At 59.5% G+C, this 17,458-nt stretch carries 15 protein-coding genes; 9 read left to right on the forward strand and 6 right to left on the reverse strand.

The genetic code is table 11. The annotated features are described in order from the left end of the window. Positions 1-7 precede the first annotated feature (7 nt). Positions 8-1,720, reverse strand: a complete 1,713-nt coding sequence (locus OXT71_09445) for a gamma-glutamyltransferase family protein (GenBank protein ID MDE2926609.1) — start codon at positions 1,718-1,720, stop codon at positions 8-10. A gap of 260 nt (positions 1,721-1,980) precedes the next feature. Between OXT71_09445 and OXT71_09450 the strand changes: the two genes are divergently transcribed. Then, positions 1,981-3,405, forward strand: a complete 1,425-nt coding sequence (locus OXT71_09450) for a sialidase family protein (protein MDE2926610.1) — start codon at positions 1,981-1,983, stop codon at positions 3,403-3,405. Between the two features lie 159 nt (positions 3,406-3,564). Here OXT71_09450 and OXT71_09455 read toward each other — a convergent pair whose 3' ends face one another. The 4 genes from OXT71_09455 to OXT71_09470 form a co-directional block, all read right to left on the reverse strand. Beyond that, complete coding sequence (locus OXT71_09455) at positions 3,565-5,001, reverse strand: sialidase family protein (protein MDE2926611.1); 1,437 nt, start codon at positions 4,999-5,001, stop codon at positions 3,565-3,567. 55 nt (positions 5,002-5,056) lie between these two features. Further along, the gene (locus tag OXT71_09460) at positions 5,057-5,938 is read right to left on the reverse strand and encodes a hypothetical protein (protein ID MDE2926612.1); all 882 of its coding nucleotides are present in this window, start codon (positions 5,936-5,938) and stop codon (positions 5,057-5,059) included. 49 nt (positions 5,939-5,987) lie between these two features. Next, a complete protein-coding gene (locus OXT71_09465; protein ID MDE2926613.1) occupies positions 5,988-6,773 on the reverse strand; it encodes a hypothetical protein in 786 nt (261 codons plus the stop codon). A 218-nt stretch (positions 6,774-6,991) separates the two neighbouring features. Continuing rightward, positions 6,992-7,591 carry a hypothetical protein gene (locus OXT71_09470; protein ID MDE2926614.1) on the reverse strand — a complete coding sequence of 200 codons (600 nt, stop codon included), beginning with the start codon at positions 7,589-7,591 and terminating at the stop codon, positions 6,992-6,994. 55 nt (positions 7,592-7,646) lie between these two features. Between OXT71_09470 and OXT71_09475 the strand changes: the two genes are divergently transcribed. Both OXT71_09475 and ggt read left to right on the forward strand, forming a co-directional pair. Then, positions 7,647-8,429 (forward strand): aldolase/citrate lyase family protein, encoded by a 783-nt coding sequence (locus OXT71_09475; GenBank protein ID MDE2926615.1) that lies wholly within the window; start codon positions 7,647-7,649, stop codon positions 8,427-8,429. 234 nt (positions 8,430-8,663) lie between these two features. Next, on the forward strand, positions 8,664-10,400 hold the full coding sequence (gene ggt / locus OXT71_09480) for a gamma-glutamyltransferase (protein ID MDE2926616.1): 1,737 nt from the start codon (positions 8,664-8,666) through the stop codon (positions 10,398-10,400). A gap of 88 nt (positions 10,401-10,488) precedes the next feature. Here the strand turns inward: ggt and OXT71_09485 are convergent, their stop codons facing one another. Next, positions 10,489-11,268: a hypothetical protein gene (locus OXT71_09485; protein MDE2926617.1), complete on the reverse strand. Its 780-nt coding sequence runs from the start codon at positions 11,266-11,268 to the stop codon at positions 10,489-10,491. A 191-nt stretch (positions 11,269-11,459) separates the two neighbouring features. On the opposite strand from OXT71_09485, the gene OXT71_09490 reads away from it, so the two are divergent. From OXT71_09490 to OXT71_09515, 6 genes are all read left to right on the forward strand, one after another. After that, entirely contained in the window at positions 11,460-11,969 is a 510-nt protein-coding gene (locus tag OXT71_09490; GenBank protein ID MDE2926618.1) for a hypothetical protein, read from the forward strand. Positions 11,970-12,338: 369 nt separating this feature from the next. Then, the gene (locus OXT71_09495) at positions 12,339-13,484 is read left to right on the forward strand and encodes a sialidase family protein (GenBank protein MDE2926619.1); all 1,146 of its coding nucleotides are present in this window, start codon (positions 12,339-12,341) and stop codon (positions 13,482-13,484) included. A 31-nt stretch (positions 13,485-13,515) separates the two neighbouring features. Beyond that, a complete protein-coding gene (locus tag OXT71_09500) occupies positions 13,516-14,514 on the forward strand; it encodes a CehA/McbA family metallohydrolase (GenBank protein MDE2926620.1) in 999 nt (332 codons plus the stop codon). Positions 14,515-14,636: 122 nt separating this feature from the next. After that, a complete protein-coding gene (locus tag OXT71_09505; GenBank protein ID MDE2926621.1) occupies positions 14,637-15,068 on the forward strand; it encodes a hypothetical protein in 432 nt (143 codons plus the stop codon). A gap of 146 nt (positions 15,069-15,214) precedes the next feature. Further along, entirely contained in the window at positions 15,215-16,618 is a 1,404-nt protein-coding gene (locus OXT71_09510) for a sialidase family protein (GenBank protein MDE2926622.1), read from the forward strand. A 341-nt stretch (positions 16,619-16,959) separates the two neighbouring features. Beyond that, the coding region (locus OXT71_09515; GenBank protein ID MDE2926623.1) for an IS1634 family transposase at positions 16,960-17,458 on the forward strand (499 nt) is incomplete at its 3' end.

The raw sequence follows: 17,458 nt of genomic DNA on the forward strand, positions 1-17,458 counted from the left end.
GTAATCACTACCAGCCCACGGCGTATCCCGGGCGTCTCGGGTCGGCTCCACCCTGCAGAACGCCCCTGGCCTGATCGGCCATGATCGTGCAAACTCCGCCGGCCCGCCAGCTCCAGTCCGGCCACCAACTGACCCGGTGACCCAGCTCCTCGAGCTCTACGCCCGTCTCCCGACGTACTCGCGATTCCATTTTCAGCAGCCCTGGAAAACAGGAATGTGGTGCGAAAGAGCTGGGAAAACTGTAGGAAGCAAAACGGGGCGCTTCGACCGCCTCCTGGGGGTTCATACCGAAGATGAGAACATTGAGGAGGACCTGAAGCATGGCCTGTGGCTGCACATCCCCGCCCGGAGTACCGAACGGCATGAAAACGCCCCCGTTCCGCAACGCCAGGGCGGGGTTGGGCGTCAGGCGCGGTCTTTTCCCGGGAGCGAGACAAGCCGGATGACTCGGATCCAGACGCGACTGCGAGCCACGCGAAGAGACCGCCAGGCCGGTTCCCGGAATGATCGGTGTGTCGTAGGACACATCGCTTGGAGTGGCCGAAAAGGCGTTTCCGTCTCGATCAACGACGCAGACGTAGCTCGTGTCCCAGCCAGGCCGCTTTGGATTTCCAGCTTCGCCGGAAGAGTTCGCCGGTCCCCGCGACGAATCGGCTGGCGACTCACCGGCTGTGCCCAACCGGCTGGGCGGAGGCATCTCTACCCACGCCTGGTGTGAGCGGATGAGCCCTATCCGTTGGTTGGCGTTCCGCTCGGAAAGGAGTTCGGCCATAGGCACTTTGACATGGAGGGGGTCACCGTAGAAGTGTTCGCGGTCAGCGAATGCCAATTTGAGGGCCTCCGTCAAAATGTGCACATACGGCGCCGAGTTGTGCCCCAAGGATTTCAGGTCATAGGCCTCCAGCAGCTTGAGGGTCTGGAGCAGAGTCGGACCCTGAGACCATGGTCCACAAGCATAGATCTCAGTGTCCTGGAAGGTGATTTTCTCGGGTGGCTCGATTCTCACGCGAAAGTTGGACAGGTCCTGAGCGGAGAGGAGTCCACCATTCTCATGGTGGTATTGGACAATTCTTACTGCAATGTCCCCTCTGTAGAATGCATTTCGTGCCGATTGCAATCCTGCCAGACGTCCACGGCGCGATGCGCTCCGCTCCTCCTCAACCATGTACTGGAGAACGGCTCCTAAATCGTGTTGGAAAAAGATCTCTCCGGGTGTGGGGGGACGACCGCCAGGGAGAAAGACCTGGGCGCTGCTCTCCCAACGACGGTAGTCCTCCTCCGCCTCGCTAATCCGGGCGCTCATGAACGAGTGCATGGGGAAACCATGGGAAGCAAACCGGATGGCTGGCCCGGCCACCTGGCCAAAACTCATGCGCCCAAACCTCTCCAGCGCCGTAATCCAAGCGTCTGGGGCGGCTGGCACGACCGTTCGCAACAGTCCCTCCGGGATTCTTCCTCCGTGCTCCCTCCGGAACAGATCCACGCTGGCTGCCTGGGGCCAAACGCCCAGACCGCTGATGGTCACCACCTCCTGCTGGTCAGCCAAGAACAGAACAATGGGGGCGACGCCGGCGACGCTTACCAGGTCACTCTGCACGACACCGAGAGCGAGACCTGCTGCCACACCGGCGTCAACCGCATTGCCTCCCTCCTCCAGGATCTGCATGCCGGCCTGTGCCGCCAGATAGTGCCCGGCTACGACCATGTGTTCGGTCCCCATGACGACCGGCCTAAGGGAACGAAGCTCGTCTCTTGCTTCAGTCTTTTCAGTCAGACCGTGGATAGACACTGATCCTCCTCCTGGCTTGCCACCTCGACTGCCTGGAAATCGGTCATATATTGCTCCCAAACCTAACCGATCACTCGGGGCGGGATGGCTCCCGGCACGATTTTATATGTTATAAAGAGCTTAGGCTTACCCGAAGAATGAATCGGGCTGGGACCTTCGTTTTCAAATCGGCACAAGGAGGAGGTTCAGTGATGGGTGTTCAATTGACCCGCCGGCAATATCTGTCTGCGTCAGCGACCGCTTTGGCGGCCACCAGTCTTGTCAGTGCCGGCAAGAAGAAGTCGGCCGCGAGTTCCATTCCACCGGTTGAGGCCCTGATTACGGGTGATGGACCCCGGGTGGACTTCGAGAAGTATCGACAGATCATCGTCTCCCCCGATGTCAATCCACCGGAGCCGTTCCGCGGGTTTGGCGGTTACTGCGGGTGGCCGACGGTCTGCCGACTGCAGAATGGCGACCTGTTCATGACCTTCTCAGCCGGTTATTGGCACGCTTCCTGGCCCACCCCTTGGGACATGCCTCCGGAGGCCTGGGAACGCATCAAAAGGCCTGATCGGGAATGGCTCCTGGACTGGGATGCGCCCGAGGGCGGAAGGTTGATGTGGGTCCGCAGCCGGGACCAGGGGAAGACCTGGAGCCGTCCCCGGTCGTTTCCGGTGGTGCCTGGCGCCTACTACGTCGGGGACGTTGTTCAACTGAGTGACGGCACGATGATTGCGGGAGTCCGGCTGAAACCCCATTGGGGCTACTGGAACCAGATGCCCACGACGCCCCTTGAATTCGCCCGGATCATGGCCAACCGGCAGTCCAAGACCCTGATCTTTCGAAGCGACGACGACGGCCACACCTGGAAGGAGGTGACTAGGTTCGTGGGGCCCTTCGATATGGACGCCCCGTACAGCATGTTCGAAAGCAAGGATGGTGCGTTGCTGCTATTCGCCGCCGGCAGTTGCATTCCCGGGGGCAACGGCTGGCCCACCGAAGATCCCCGCTGGTTCATGGTCCTCATGCGCTCTGAGGACAAGGGCCGCACCTGGTCCACCGTATCGGTGATTGGGAGCAATGACTGGGATGCGGACGAGGGCACCGCCGCCTACTTGCCGGACGGGAGTCTGGCCTTCCCCTGCCGGCCGACGTCGGCTTGGTTTCAGTCCTACGACGACGGGCAGACCTGGTCGCCGCCGCGTCTGCTCCTGACAGACCCCATCATCGAAGACCCTGACTTTGGAAGCGAGTATCGCGGCCCCAAGTTGTACCGGAGGGGTGAACTGGTGGTGACACCCGACGGCGTATCGGTCGTGGTCTTTGGGGGTCGGCACAAACTCAGCAGCGACGATCCTCAGGTGCCGAACAACGGAGAAGTGATCTACAGCCGCGACAATGGGAAGACCTGGGTGAAACCGGCGCCGGGCCGCGGCTTCAAGTGTGATCCCAAGTCTTACTACCCCAGCGCCTGCGTTCTGGAGGACGGCTCCATCTTCATGGTCGGACAAAGAGAAGGCTTCAAAAACCGATTTGGCCCCCATGGATCGGAAGTGACTTCGGTCCGGTTCCGCATCAAAAAACCCGAGGAGGGTGAGGGCGTCGAACTTCTGTCCATTGGCGGACCGACTTGATACGGGGCGGGGGAGAGCCGGACGCTCCCCTGGTCAGGAAAAGACCAGCGAGGGCGCGCCCAGCTCGGTCGGTCCCCAGGAGGCTGCTCCGCAACAATCGCTGTTTCCTCAAAAAATGCGTCTTCTCCGATCACTCAACGGCGTGGTGAGAATTTCGGACTAGATTGGCATTTCGACGATCACTTCTCTGACCTTGATCGCTTTTCGCTGCCGGCCCTGCTCATCTCTGTACTGAAAGTCGGAATACGCAACGATGAACCGGTCGGATCCCGTGACGACCACATCCGTATTGCTGCAGCTGATGACCCTGGTTTGGGCGGAGCCGTGTCCGGCGTGGCTCAGGGCCATGCGCTCTTCTCTGGACTCGGCCATCAACTGCGCCTCCACGGGGCCCACCAGCGGAAAGGCATTGGTCCAGGTCCTTCCGCTGTCCGCCGAAGCGCGAACATGCACGCCTGGCCTCCCATACACGACCGCAACGGTGCCGTTGTCCAAGGTGCGCAAGTGGGGCGTGACGCTGAAGGGCGCAATCGCCTCCGGCCTGCTCCAGGTGTAGCCGTTATCCGAGGAGCGCGCCGCGGCCAGCGAATGCACCACCTTCGTAAAGGGACGCGTTCCCAGCGTGTTGCCCGCCATCCGGGTACGCATAATGCACAGTAGATCCCCGTCGGGCATCCTCTGCAGTGATTGCTCGCCGCAGCCGTACCCCCAATCGGCCAGCTCCAGCTGATCGGCGATCGTGCCACGGATTCCCCAAGTCTGTCCCCCGTCGCTGGAAGCGACACATTGGACGCGAAAGAACATACTCTGAATGCGTGGATCCTGACTGGCGAGTGGCCAGAGGAGCGTGCCGTCGGGCAGCACGACCAACCGGTCCGGCCACAGGACGGAGGCTGCATCCCGCGGCGTCGTTGAGATCATAGGCGCTATTTCATGCCAATCTCCTTTGGCGTCCGGGGCACCGATCGGGGTACGCAGCAGCAGGTCGGACGAGTCAAAATGAGCATATTCGTCCTGCCAGGGAGCATTCGGTCCTTTACGGCGCTTAACGGGGATCCGGGTCAGCCTCTCAGGCAGGTCGGCGTAACGATAATGAGCCGCAATCAGGCCAGGTTTCTTGGTTGTGAAGGCAAGTTTGAGACCAAGCTCATCCAGGCTGTGGAATTCCCGCGGCCGAGGTCCGTAGGTCGAATAATGATAGACATACTTTTCAGTGCCGAAGGCCACCTGCTCACCACTCGGCAGGGCAATGACATCTGGAGAGAAGTCCACCTGATCTTCCCGTATCGGCTGCCAGGATTCTCCATTATCCCGGGAGACGAAGAATCGGGTGGGCTCGCGTTCCCCGACGTCGTTGGCGTCCTCACCCACGTTTACTGCCAGGTACAGCTCTCCGCCCGGGGCCCTCCACATGTCCGGAAAAGCGTAATAACCCCAACGCAGATCGCCTGGGGGACCCAGCATGACTATTACCGGCGGACCCAGCTCGACGCGTGGTGCCCGGGCGGCCGGCTCCTTCTCCGTGGTTTCTACGCCGGTCTGGCAGTTGCTCAGAACCGAGAGACAGAGCAAGCTGGCGGCAATTGTTCTCTTCATCGTCTTATCCCCTATTGAGAATGCTCGGTCAGAAAGGACAAAACACGTTTTCTCGTCATGGTTTCGGCAGCGGAGGATTGGAAGGAAATGTGGCGATGCTGAATTCGTCCAAATCAATCATGCCCTTCGGCTGATCCAAAGGATCCACTTCAACCAGAATGAATCCGAAAACGTAAATTTTGCCGTTGCCCAGAACGTATGGAAGTGATCCGTCTCCAAAGCTGAGACTTTGTCGAATCTGGATCTTCTTGCGCAGACCTCCGTTTATCAAACCCAAATAGGTCCACTTGCGCTCGTCGGGTTCCAATTGGAACTCCACATCGTGCCACTTCCCATCCGTCAAGTGGGCTTCCAGCGGGACCGAGGTCAGTGCCCACCAGCGGTGTCCCTCCCGCCGAAGAGAACTGACGGTGGATCTGGGCCGTTTGTCTGCCGGAGAGGTGTTGCGAATCGGAGGAGCACTTCCCCCCAGCCAAAAGTACAGTTTGGTTCCCTTCAGCTCCACGTCTCGCCCGCGCAGGGACACCCTGACGATGGCATTGCGCAGGTCCTGACCCACCACCGGACTTGGTTCTCCCGGTCTTCCCTGCTTCTCAGGCTCCGTGTATCGGTTGGCGATCAAGTGCAGCCAGCCGAAGTGGCCGTGATTGTCATCGAAGTACCAGGGCGACTCGGAATAGGCGAACCCACCCGAACGGCCTCCTCTCTCACGCCACTTCAGAAAAACCGGCTCTCCGTAGAAGCCCAGGATATTGCGATGCCAAGTGACGCCACGGGTATGGGTCTTGTCTTTTCCCACGTGCCAGGCTTCCGGTCCCCGGTCAAAGCCGTGCGCAGCTACGACGTTCCCCAATGCCGGCTTTGCACCTGCCGCTTGGCCGGCCACAGGATGGAACACTGATGTGAAGAAAACCACGAGTCCTATTTTCTTGGTCAAATTTTGTTTCATTAGCCACCTGTCTGACCGGAGCGTGAAATTATGTTCCTCACTCCTCGCCGCTGAGGGTGATGCTGAATTGATCGATGTCGATCTTTCCGGAGGGAGGATCCAGGGGATCCACATCTACGAGAATAAAGCCCCAGTTGTAGAGTTTGCCGTCGCCCAGAACTTCTTCCAATGTCCCCTGCCCAAAGGAAAGACTTTGAATCACGCGGATCCTCTTTCGCAGCCCACCATTGATCAACCCCATGAAGCTCCATTTGCTTTCATGGGGATCCAGTGTGAAGCTGACGTCGTGCCAATTTCCATCCGTCAAGTAACCCTCGAGAGGAACGGAGGTCAAAGCCCAGCATCGGTAGACCCAGGGGCCTTTCGCGGGAGGAGCCTGATTCCAATAGTAGAACCTGGTTCCCTTCAACTGCATATCTCTCCCCCGCAGCGAGAGTCGAACCGTGGCATTCCGTACGTCTTTCCCGGTCGTCGGCGCCGCTTCGTCCACCGGGTATGTGGACCAGCCCGTGCGCTTGCCGAAGACCAGGTACAGCCACCCGAATTCTCCGTGGTTATCGTCGAAGTACCAGGGTGATTCGGCAGTGGCGTATCCTCCGGAGCGTCCGCCGCTTGGGCTCCACTTCAGAAACACAGGCTCGCCGTAATAGCCAAGAATGTTGCGGTGCCAAGTCTCTCCCTGGGTATGGGTCTTGTTTTTCCCGGTAGTCCATCCTCCCGCTCCCTGATCGAAGCTTTCTCGGAAAATGACCTCGGCCGGCAAACTGAGTGTGATCAGCAGAAAAACACCCAACCAAACGGAGTATTTGCCCACTCCCCTCATCTTTCCCTCCTATTGGCTCGAAAAAAGTGGTCGCGACCGTTCACGCTCGGGTCCTCAATGTGCTTCCACCTCCAATAGATGAAGAGTCCCTTTCTCAGCATGATGTAGAAAAGCCGGGTTGAAGCGGCAGTCCGGGCCGCGCGCTCAAGCGACGCAAGGCGGTCGTAAAGTCAATGCCACCAGTCTTGGCGCCGAGTCCGGCAAATTGAGATAGCGGTTCAAGGAGGTAGCTCGATCAAGGTCTCGGCCAGCGCAAAGACGCAGGAACTGCGAGCTCCCGGCAGGTAAGGCTCCCAGATGTCTCTCAAGAACGGGTTTCCCGGAATCGGCTGACCGTCGACTTCGACTGAGGCCCGCTCGGTAAAGAATAAAGCTGTGAAATGTTCGGTGCCGGGACGAAAGGTGCCTTGGGCGATAACCGGTGGCTCCGTAACCCACCATCGGGCCACGATTCGGTGCTCGTGGGTTTCGATGACCCAGGCCGGGTCCCTTCGGATGTCTCCTTCACGAAAGAAACGAGCTTGCACAATGGGAGCCTTCGGATCCTGGAACGTGCTTCGAATCAGGAAATTGTCTTGGGTAAACCTCCCTACCTCCGGGACATCGACACATATCAGGCTCAGCTGGCGGTCCGCCCGAATGACGATCTGGGCCGTATTACCTTCACCGGCCGGACTGTAGCGTGTGTGGTAGAGGCTCACCCAGGCGCTGGGAATCTCGCCTTCCGGAGACTGGAGGCCGTTGATCCAGTGCTCGCCCGACCACAACAGACGGCCCGGGTTGATTTGTACGGGTTTGGTCTGTTCCGATTCAGCCACGAGAATCTGAGTCCCCGGTTCGTGATAAGCTTCTTCCAGGGAGTATAAATTATAAATGTTTGAGAACAAAGTAAAGACGCTTTTGGCCGAGGGGAAGGCTGCCTGGGGAGCAGGACTCCCCGACCGGTCCGATTTCATTGCCAAACTGACTGTGGATACGGGCATCGACTTTCTCTGGATCGATACGGAACATCGACCCTATGACGCGACCGATATCCCATGGATTCCGGTGCTTTGCCGGATGAAGGGGTGTGTTCCCATCGTGCGGGTGGCCGGACTGGATCCGCAACTCATAAAGAAGGCTCTCGACGTCGGTGCTGCGGGGGTGATGTTGCCCCAGATCAACAATGCCGAAGAGGCCCGCCGGGCTGTTCAATATGCCAAATATCCTCCCGAAGGCTCACGCGGCGTCTCCCCCTGGTGGACTTTCTTCATGGACGTTTCCTATGAAGAGTATCTGCCGGCGGCCAATCAGGAGACGTGTGTCATCGTGCAAATTGAGAGCCGCGAAGCGATCGACAACCTGGAGGAAATTGCTGCCGTCGAGGGAGTCGACGTGCTCTTTGCCGGCCCCTTGGACATTACTGCGGCCCTGGGTCATATCGGCCAATTGGAGCATCCCGAGATTCAAGGCTTCTTGGAGGAATTTCCCCGCCGGGCCGCGAGTTGCGGAAAAGCCAGCGGCATCACCTTGAGAGGATTCGAGGCCGGCAGAAAGGCCTATGATGCCGGGTACCGGTTCATTGTGATCGGTGGCCTTATCATTCAGGGCATTGAGGGCTTGAAGGCAGATCTGGAGAGATTGAGAGCATACGCTCGCGAATCGGCGTCCTCGTAGGGACAGGGTGAATCGTCCCGTGGTGAGAGTCCCGCGTAGCACCGAGACCGGCGGCGCACTCGCCGAACAAGACGCGACGAGGGCGCGAACTCGACCGTTTATGACCTGGGAATTACGCCGTCCGCGGTGGCGCGGACCCGGTCGAATGCCGTGTCGACTATTGACCACGGCTGCAAGAGCTGACGCAGCAGAAAGCAGGATGCGCGTCAACTTTGCGAGGCAAAGGGAACTGGGGTGAAACGCAGTATCTGGCGACCCGTCAAGGACGAGGTTGTATCCGATTTTGGAGCGGTTGTGACCTCCCATCCCTTGGCTTCCGAGGTGGGGGTCCAAATCCTGTCTGAAGGTGGAAACGCCGTTGACGCCACGGTTGCCATGGGTTTCTGTCTGGCCGTGGTGGAGCCCTGGGCCTCTTCCATTGCCGGTCACGGGCAGATGCTCATCCACATGGCCGAGCAGCAAGCCAGTCTGGCCCTTGATTTCAGCCATCGTGCTCCGGCGGCTGCCACTCCCGAGATGTACCGCGTCATCGGTCGAACCCGAGAGGTAATCGGGCTTTTCGAGGTTGAGAATCGGGCCAATGTCTCCGGCTACGAGGCGATCGGCGTCCCCGGCGTCACTGCGGGCCTGTGTCGAGCGCACCAGCTCTATGGAAGCCTTCCTCTACAACGACTTCTGGAGCCGGCGATTCATTACGCGGAGCAGGGGTTTGTCGCCAACTGGCTGACGACGCAGCAGATTGCCGAAGTCATGGGAGATTTCGTGAAATACCGGGTTCCCGCGCGGATCTTTCTGCGGGATGGATATCCTCCGGTCAGCGGCGTGGATCGGGTGATACAAGCCGATCTGGGCCAGGTTCTGCGACTGATTGCCCGTCAAGGCGCGAGGGGCCTGTATCGCGGAGAACTGCCGCACACCGTTGAAGCGGACATGAAGAAGAATGGCGGTCTGCTCAGGGCGGAAGACTTCGGCCGTTACGAAGTCGTGGCGACAGAGCCGGTGACAATCAGGTGCCGGAACCACGAGATCCTGGGAATGCCCGGACCCAGCGGGTGTACGACGACTCTGCAAGCCCTGAAGATTCTCGAGCATTTTGATTTAGCTGAACTGGGACACAATTCCGCCGAATACCTTCATCTTGTGATTGAGTCCACTCGCCACGCTTTCGCCGACCGATACCGTTTTCTCGGAGATCCCGACTTTGTACCGGTCCCTGAAAAAGCTCTCTTGTCTACTGACTATGCCCGGGACGTCGCCCGGCTGATCGATCCCGCAAGAACGGCTTTTGCGCAGGCTTCGGATCAACCCTGGGTCAGGTTTGCCGACAGGGCTCTGCACCGGCCCTGGCGCTATCAGGAAGGCACGCCCATTCTGGAGGATCCTCCTCCTTCCCCTCCGCAGGACGACCAGTGCACGACTCACTTTTCCGCGATCGACAGACAGCGAAACATGGTTTCCTGCACCCAGACGGCCGTCAGCCGGTTTGGCTCCCGTGTCATCACATCCGGGACCGGACTCCTCTTCAGCAGCGGGATGGTGGTCTTCAATCCGGTTCCGGGATCGGCCAACTCAATTGCCGGCTTCAAACGGGGACTCAACAACATGGCGCCGCTCCTGCTGCTCAAAGAGAGAAAACCCTTCGCCAGCCTGGGCGCTGTCGGCGGGAGACGGATCATCAGTTGCAACACCCAGATCGTGCTGAACCTCATGGACCGGCAGATGAGCCTTCAACAAGCCATCGCCGCTCCTCGCGTGGATACTTCGGAAGCCGTCACCCTTGCCGACTTGAGACTGGATCCTGAGTGCCGGGAAGGATTGGCCAGGATCGGACACGAAGTCGAAGTTGTGGAAGAGTCTCCGTCTCTGGATTCCGGTTTTGCCAGGCCCTTGGGCATAATGGTTGACCCCATAACGAACCGCATCCGGACGGGCGTGGATGTCTTTCGCATCTCCGAAGCTCGAGGGATATAGCGGAAGCATAATTCGCACTCACCGTCGCCGGAAGCCCAGTTGGTCGACGCGGCCGGTGCCTCAGGCACTACTGCGACTTGGATAGCCTTTACTCGGATGCGACGATTCTGAATTCATCAATGTCGATCTTGCCCTGCGGGAGGTCTCGAGGATCGATACCGCAGAGCAGAAAGCCAAAGTTCCAATGCTTGCCGGCGAGGATCCCTTCGAGAAATCCGTCCGCCATGGTGCGACTCTGAATCACCCTGATCTTCCTGGCCAGACCTCCGTTGATCAAACCCAGTTGGCTCCATCGAGTTTCGTCGGTCGTGAGCTGAAAGGACACGTCGTTCCATTGACCATCGCGTAGCGCGTCCTCCAGAGGCTCGGATGTCAGGGCCCAGTTCACCAAGGCGGGTTTTGTATAGTAGCCACTGCGTCCGCCCTCTCCTTGAATCCAAAAATACAGTTTCAAGTCGTTTACGGCCAAGTCGCGGCCCCTCAGCGAGAGCTCTACCCGGGCGTTACGGAGATCTTTGCCCTGAATGCCGATATCTTTTGTTTGGCGAACCCGGAGGACGATATGAAACCAAAAGAACTCTCCGTGGTTATCGTCGAAGTACCAGGGTGAAGAGGAGGTAGCATAGCCTCCTGATCGACCCCCCTGGGGGGTCCATTCCAAGGGAGCTCCCCAACCCATGTACCCCAAAATGTTCTTGTGCCAAGTCTCAGGACCTCGATTGATTTCCGTATTCTTGCCCACCGTCCAACCTTGCTGAGGTCCCGTGGAGCCGTTCCCTTGGTCAAAGGTTTCGCGGTAGATCACCTCGCCAGCCAGCCAGGTTGCGGTCATGACGGTGATGAAAAAGATTTGCAAACATCGGGGCATCGATTTCGTCCTCTGTCCATTTTTTTAATTTATAGCAGAATTCAGTTTCCGGTACCGTCCTCCTGATTTCCCCTTGCTCAAGATCCAAGAAGGGGGGAAGTATGAAAAATCGAAGGGTCTTTCTGCAAGGCATCGGGGGAGTTGGGCTGTGGACCTCTGCGACTTTACCGTCCGCACGAGGTAGCCGGTTCTTGCAGCCGGAGATCGTTCGCGAGAGAACGAAGGCAAGATTGCAAAGGCGCCCTATCATCTGGAACAACGATGGCAGCGACATTCAGTCGATCGCTTACGCTGGTGGAAAATGGCCGATTCCTCTGGAATCGGTCGAGCAGTTCTGGGACGGAACCTTGCGATTCTTGGAGGGCACGTCCGTGGAGACCATCCTCTACTGCGCGCGCACCAATGAGCCGGATTGGGAGTTCCCGACAAAATACATTGAAGTGTTGGGGCCGAATCCGGTCCAGCATGTCGTCGACTTCGCGCGCAAGCACCAGAAGGAGTTTTTTTTATTCCATCCGCATGAACGATGTGCACTGCTCGCGCTACGTTCCGAAAGCCGGATACTGGTCCTCCCTCAAGCTGGCCCATCCCGAACTCCTGCTTGGCTATATCTCACGTACCCACTGGGAGGAAATGGTCGTCCCTTGGCTGAATCGATTCATGCCCATCGAGGAGCAGCGTTGGAAAACGAAGCTGTATGACCCCGAGAAGGAGAGGGAGCTTCTCAGGCAATCGGAAGCAGCGCACCCCCTGAAGGACATGTTTCAAAGGGAGGGCGTGGCTTCGCGCGATCTGTGGTTCTGGGGCGGTTTGGATAGACGACGCGGGCTGGGTTGAATTCAAAATCGATCCGCGGAACTTGAAAAAAGGCAAGAACACACTTCGGGTAACTGTCGAACCTCCCCCTCGGGGTGACCCCGCCGAGCCCGTACAGATCGTAGATGTTCGCATCCGACTCGGTTACAGTTGATGCAAAATCCCCTGGCCGCATACTCACAGACCCGGGACGGGCCAGGGAAGGGTTCCCCGCCCAGTACCGGCCAGATCAAGATGAGGTAACCAAGACCATCATGAATGCTCTCAGAATCTTGGATCAAGGCGTCCTGTACCGCAATCCCCATCCGGGTCATCGGGCCATCATCGCCTACGCTCCTTGCGTGCAGCCGCTCTCAGGGAAGGAATTGATCTGCGTCTTCCGATATGGCCAGGCCATGTACTCCCGCGACGGGATGATTCACCAGCTCCGGTCCAACGACGGAGGAGAGACGTGGGAGCACGAGGGTCCCATTCGCGACCGCTTCCGCGACGACAGCCACTACAATTACCGGGGCGCCCAGATCACGATGCTCCATGACGGCAGCTTGGTGATGAAGGTGAATCGAGCGGAGCATTCCGACCCGGACCATTTCTATTTCAACCAGGAAACTGGCGGCATTAGTCACTGCCAGACCCTCTATCTCCGCTCCTTCGACGGGGGCAGGACCTGGTCCGACCCGCCGCAGGCCAGCTTGCCGCCCCTGCCTTCCGGACTGGAGCCGGCGGCGGACGGTCCCGCCATCGTACTGGAAGACGGAAACTGGATGCAGATCTTCGAGACTTGGAAGTCCTACGATAATGCCGGCCCTCACTTGAACAAGACCTTCGCCCTTTTCTCCAGCGACGCCGGCAAGAATTGGGGCGACTGGGTGGACGTGGCCGATGGGACCGCCGAAGACCGCTCCTATTCCCATGGGAGTTTCATCCGCTTGTCCAATGGGCGGCTGCTGGGCTCTCTCTGGACCGGAAACCTGGCAATGACCCAGTTCTTCGATCTCCACTTCGTGACCTCTCTGGACGCGTCGGGAAGGACCTGGAGCCGTCCTCGGGCGTCGAAGATCCCGGGGCAGACCAGTGGGCTGGTAGAGATGGGCGCGGGCCGGCTGGTTCTGGTCTATTCCCACCGGGAAAATACGGACCAACCCGGCATCAAGCTCATCTTCTCCGAGGATGGGGGAGAGACCTGGAGCCAGGATCCGGTGGTGGTCTGGGACGCCTACGGCAAGGAGGCGCTAGGCGTGCCCCGGACCGACCGATATCCCAGCAGTCATGACGTCATCGCCTACGGGGCTCCCCAGATCATCGGCCTGGCCGCGAATGAGCTGATGGTCAGCTTCTGGTGCACGCAGTCGGGCGACACCCATGCGCGTTACTGCAGGTTGAGGCTGGAGGGGGACTGACCTGAAACTTGGAAGCAGGTGGTTTTGAGAAATGCCGATGCATCTCTTTGAAGGCCCGGGCCAATGGTACCGGGGCAACGTCCACAATCACACCACCAATTCGGACGGTCTCTTTGGCCTGAACGAACTGGCGACGTGGTACACCCGCCACGAATACGATTTCCTCTTCGTCACCGACCACAACCTGGTCACCGACGTCAGCGGGCACCCATCCCGCGAGATCCTCGTCCTGCCGGGTGCCGAGATCGGGGTCAAGTGGCAGGAGACCTTTCCGGCCGAGGTCCTGGCCCTGGGAATTCAGCGGATGGCGAGCCATATGGCAAGTCCACAGCGAGTCATCGATGAAGTGCTGGAGCAGGGTGGAATCCCCTTTCTCTCCCATCCTTCCCTGAGTGGTATCTCTTCCGCCGCCGTTTCCCGATTGAAGGGTCTGGTGGGAATCGAGATCTTCAACGCGCCCAACCACTGGAACGGACGCCGTGGCGATTCCACCGCCCAGTGGGACGAATTGCTGGCCGGGGGGCACAGGCTCTGGGGCGTGGCCAGCGACGATCGGCACAGCGGAGTCCGTCCCGAGCTGACCTTTGCTCCACTGGGCCGGCAGCCGTTCCGTGATCAGGCCGAAGCCTGGATTATGGTCTGGGCCCGGACTCGGACTTCCGCCGAAATTTTGGAGGCCATCCGGCAGGGCCGTTTCTACTCCACGACCGGACCGCGAATCGAGGAGATCACGGTAGAGGACGGCGAGATCCGGGTGAAGACCACGCCCGTTCGTTCGGTCTGGTTCGCCTCGTCACCCTGGCTGGGCGTCCGTCGGGTGGCGCCAGCGGGTGACCGCCTGACGGAGGCCCGTGCACCGCTTTCGGCCCTGGCCACTCCCGGCAAGATCGCGGAGATGACCGATCGATTTCTGGATCGGGGCTATTGGGAGCGGCCTCGAGTCGTGGGATGTTACGTCCGGGTCGAGCTGTGGGACGGCGAGGACGGTCGTGCCTGGTCCAATCCAATCGACCTGAGCCGGGAGGGGTAACCGCCGCCGCTTCCGAACGACGGTTCACGGTGAGACGGTTCGCGGTGAAATGGACTCCCCACTGAGGTAGGATGTCCACAACTCGATTCCCACATCTCGGATCTTTTCTTGTGGGAGGAAGAATGGCGACGAGGCCTCTCTCTAACTTCCTGCTGGTTGCTGCCGTGTCCGTCCTCTGGCTGGCCGCCGTCCCGTCCTGGGGACGCACGCTGAGCCAGGGAGGAGAGGAAGCCGCCCGGCGGGAGGAACGAGAAGATTATTTCCGAAGATGGCTCAGGGAAGACGTGGTCCACATCATCACGGACGAGGAGGAGGGTGTCTTCCAGCGTCTGACCACCCCCGAGGAGAAGGACGCCCTTCTGCGCACGCCCGGCGCCGGTCTGACGCTGGCCGAGGAGCTGGGACTGACCACCAAGGCCCAGCGTCCCTTCTTCTCTCCGGGCAACCGCGAGAACTATCCCCGGATGACGCGCCGGGCCAAGGACAGTCCGTTCGCCCACTATGAAACCTATGCCAGGATCCAGGCTCGACGGGCGCGGATACGGCCGAAGTGACGGCGTGATGCGTCTCACTATTGGCGTGTGACAAGCGGGAAGCTGCTTTGCCGAATTGCCGGGCTGAGGCTGGGCCTGCCGGCCCTCCGGGAGGACTGAAAAGAAGAGTTGAGCGGACCGTTTCCGGTGTCGGAAACCGAGAACAGATGCGCAAAGACAAAGAAGTGGCAAGAACGGGTGTCCTGATTCTCCTGTGCGCTTTGGGCAGTTGCACCCATGACGCAGGGGAATCGGAAAGTGTTTCCGCCGTTCCGGAAGTGACCCTCGGTGAGCCGGTGATCGTGGCCGTGAGTCCGCCCGGCGAAAAACGCTGGGGATTTTACCAATTCCCCGATATGTGGCGGGGCCGCGGCGGCCAGATCTATCTGGCGATGAACGTGGGGGAAGATGCGGAAGTCGGCGTACACCAGCCGACAAAGTTTTTCGTCTCCCGGAATGAGGGCCGGTCCTGGCAGCCGATCCCCGAGAATCAAGTCGATTTCTCACCCGATATCCTGACCCTGCCGACCGGAGAGCAGGTCGCTTTCGGTACTGAGAAGTACGTCTATCATTACTCCAGCTACGGTCACCGGAATCGAGAAGAGATCTCCCTTGACGAGTTGGGGTTGAAACCGGTCATGACCTTTCGAGACGCCTGGAATGTCCAGGTTTTCTCCTACTATCGGTACGTCGATCTGCCCCAGCGGGTCCGTCGATTTCCCCTGACGGCACGTGCCAATCCTGACGCTCCCTGGCAAAACGAGTACGGTACCGTTGAACCTTCGGACCTGCTCTTGAGTGTCCTGGTCCAGGCAAGAGATGCCACCGGGGAGTGGCATGATTTGCCACGAGTGGTGAGAGTCAGCCCTTATTATCAGGCTGGCAGTATTTTCCGGCCGCCGGACTGGCCCAAGGTGGTCCTGGCCCTGGCGGACGGCAGTCTTCTATGGGCGCACTCGACGCAAGATCCACGCTTTGAAAGGACGTTTTTTCGGGTTCAGTGCCTGGCCTCGAGCGACGGGGGGCGAAGCTGGCGAGTCCGCGGGACCATTGCCGACCAGGCCGGTCTGGCGACCTTCGGATACGGCTGTGGTGAGCAATCGATCGAGCGGATGCCCAATGGCGACCTATTGTGCGTCATGCGGACTCAGTTGGGTCGCGATCCCAAGGCCAGCAACCATTTGGCGGCGGCTCGCTCTTCCGATGGCGGGCACACCTGGACGCCGCCGCGCGAGTTGGCTGCGTTCAGTGTCACTCCACATCTTCGCCGTCTGGAAAACGGAGCGGTGGCGGTGGTCTACGGCCGACCCGGGGTGCACGTTCGGGCCTCGGCGGACAGCGGCCGGACTTGGAGCAGCGCGCACTCCCTGGTCGGGCCAGCCGAGACGGAGCTGCTGGCGATGTCCCCTGAGGATCGGTGGGACTTGAGCGGGAAAATCAGCTGCAGCAACACTGACGTCGTTATCACCGGTGCGGATCGTTTCCTGGTCGCGTATTCGGACTTCCGCTATCTGGACGTCCAGGGCCGCCAGCGCAAGGCGATCAAAGTGAGAGAAGTGATTGTAAATTAAGTGAACGGTCGGCACGTCGCTGACGTCGCAGAGAAGGCTGGGTCATCAACGTGTCTCTTCTGACTCTACTTGAGCCGCACGACTCACCATGATTCGAACAGCATAGATTACATTCCACTCCGGGGAGTCCCGCGGAACACCCTTCCAACCCCCGGGGATACGATCGTAAACCAGGAAAATCGCGCCGGGTTCCAGCTCGATCATGTCCACATAGGCCGAACTAGTGTGAACTTCCAGCCTGTTTGACCCATATTTTCGCTACAAGTCATTGATTTGAAAAGGTTTGTCTCGAAATTCGTTCCGTAGAATGTACCCATGTATTGAATTGACATGGTTTTCCGTTGTCTCTGTTTGACGAAATCAACCTGGTCGAGATCCGTTCGGACGCCTACCCCGATGAGCGATTGATGGTCTGCCGCAATCCGCTGCTGGCTCGACAGCGGACTCGGAAGCGCCAGGAAATGCTCTCGAAGACCGAAGAGCTGCTGGATGAAATCGTCGCGGCCACCCGGCGGGACCGCCGTCCTTATCGGGGTCGGGAGCGGATTGCGCTACGCGTCGGCAAGGTCGTGAAAAAGTACAAGATGGCGAAGCACTTCGAGCTCGACATCACGGAGGAGTCCTTCACCTACGAGAGAAACACCGAGTCCATCGCCGCCGAGGCGGCCCTGGACGGTCTTTACGTCATCCGCACCAGCCTGCCGGCCAAGGAGATGGGCGCCGAGGCGACCGTGCGCGCCTACAAGGGGTTGAGCGTCGTCGAGCAGGCCTTCCGCAGCTACAAGACCGTGGACCTGAAGGTGCGCCCCATCTACCACTGGAGCAATGACCGGGTGCGGG

This window comes from Acidobacteriota bacterium (assembly GCA_028874215.1).
Lineage (GTDB): Bacteria > Acidobacteriota > UBA6911 > RPQK01 > JAJDTT01 > JAJDTT01.

Bases quoted from the DNA above. Each gene is read 5' to 3' on its own strand.
- OXT71_09495 (MDE2926619.1), top strand. From the start codon at position 12,339: ATGAATGCTCTCAGAATCTTGGATCAAGGCGTCCTGTACCGCAATCCC.
- OXT71_09505 (MDE2926621.1), top strand. From the start codon at position 14,637: ATGGCGACGAGGCCTCTCTCTAACTTCCTGCTGGTTGCTGCCGTGTCC.
- OXT71_09445 (MDE2926609.1), bottom strand. From the start codon at position 1,720: ATGGGGACCGAACACATGGTCGTAGCCGGGCACTATCTGGCGGCACAG.
- OXT71_09510 (MDE2926622.1), top strand. From the start codon at position 15,215: ATGCGCAAAGACAAAGAAGTGGCAAGAACGGGTGTCCTGATTCTCCTG.
- OXT71_09455 (MDE2926611.1), bottom strand. From the start codon at position 5,001: ATGAAGAGAACAATTGCCGCCAGCTTGCTCTGTCTCTCGGTTCTGAGC.
- OXT71_09475 (MDE2926615.1), top strand. From the start codon at position 7,647: ATGTTTGAGAACAAAGTAAAGACGCTTTTGGCCGAGGGGAAGGCTGCC.
- OXT71_09450 (MDE2926610.1), top strand. From the start codon at position 1,981: ATGGGTGTTCAATTGACCCGCCGGCAATATCTGTCTGCGTCAGCGACC.
- OXT71_09485 (MDE2926617.1), bottom strand. From the start codon at position 11,268: ATGCCCCGATGTTTGCAAATCTTTTTCATCACCGTCATGACCGCAACC.
- OXT71_09500 (MDE2926620.1), top strand. From the start codon at position 13,516: ATGCCGATGCATCTCTTTGAAGGCCCGGGCCAATGGTACCGGGGCAAC.
- OXT71_09465 (MDE2926613.1), bottom strand. From the start codon at position 6,773: ATGAGGGGAGTGGGCAAATACTCCGTTTGGTTGGGTGTTTTTCTGCTG.